Source organism: Rhizobium sp. RHZ02, from assembly GCF_014851575.1.
Taxonomy (GTDB): domain Bacteria; phylum Pseudomonadota; class Alphaproteobacteria; order Rhizobiales; family Rhizobiaceae; genus Rhizobium; species Rhizobium altiplani.
On record NZ_JACUZX010000075.1, the window covers coordinates 1 to 892 of the forward strand.

An 892-nucleotide genomic window follows, 5' to 3' on the forward strand; every position below is an offset into this window, starting at 1 on the left:
GTCATGGGTTCCAACCTGGCGCTCAACATTGCGGAAAAAGGCAACAAGATTGCTGTCTTTAACCGTACACCTGAGAAAACGGATGAATTCTACGAAAGCGCCGGCGATCTGAAGAAGCAGATCATTCCCTGCAAGACGATCGAGGAGTTCGTCGAAGCGATCCGCCCGCCGCGTCCGATTATCATCATGATCAAGGCCGGTGAGGCCGTCGATCAGCAGATGGAAGCACTGCGCCCGCATCTTTCCAAGGGCGACATCATGATCGATGCCGGCAACGCCAACTTCCGCGACACGATCGCCCGTTTCGACCGCCTGAAAAACACCGACCTCACCTTCATCGGCATGGGTGTCTCGGGTGGTGAAGAGGGTGCACGCCATGGGCCTTCGATCATGGTCGGTGGCACCGAGGACTCCTGGAAGCGCGTCGAGAAGGTGCTGACCTCGATCGCCGCCAAATACAACGATGATCCTTGCGTTGCCTGGCTCGGCAATGACGGTGCCGGCCATTTCGTCAAGACGATCCACAACGGCATCGAATATGCCGACATGCAGATGATCGCCGAAATCTACGGCATCCTGCGCGATGGTCTCGGCAAGAGCGCCAAGGACATTTCCGGCATCTTCGGCGAATGGAACAAGGGTCGCTTGAACTCCTACCTGATCGAGATTTCCGAGAAGGTGCTGGCCGCGAGTGATCCGGTCTCCGGTGGCCCGATGGTCGACATGATCCTCGACAAGGCCGGCCAGAAGGGCACCGGCAAGTGGTCGGCGATCGAAGCGCAGAACATGGGCATTCCGGCAACCGCGATCGAAGCCGCCGTTGCCGCCCGCAGCCTGTCGTCGATGAAGACCGAGCGCGAAGCCGCCGAGAAGATCTTCGGCAAGCCGGAAT

The 892-nt window shown here is 58.9% G+C and carries 1 protein-coding gene; it reads left to right on the forward strand.

The genetic code is table 11. The annotated features are described in order from the left end of the window. The coding region (gndA, locus tag IB244_RS31550) for an NADP-dependent phosphogluconate dehydrogenase (RefSeq protein ID WP_192306986.1) at nucleotides 1-892 on the forward strand (892 nt) is incomplete at both ends.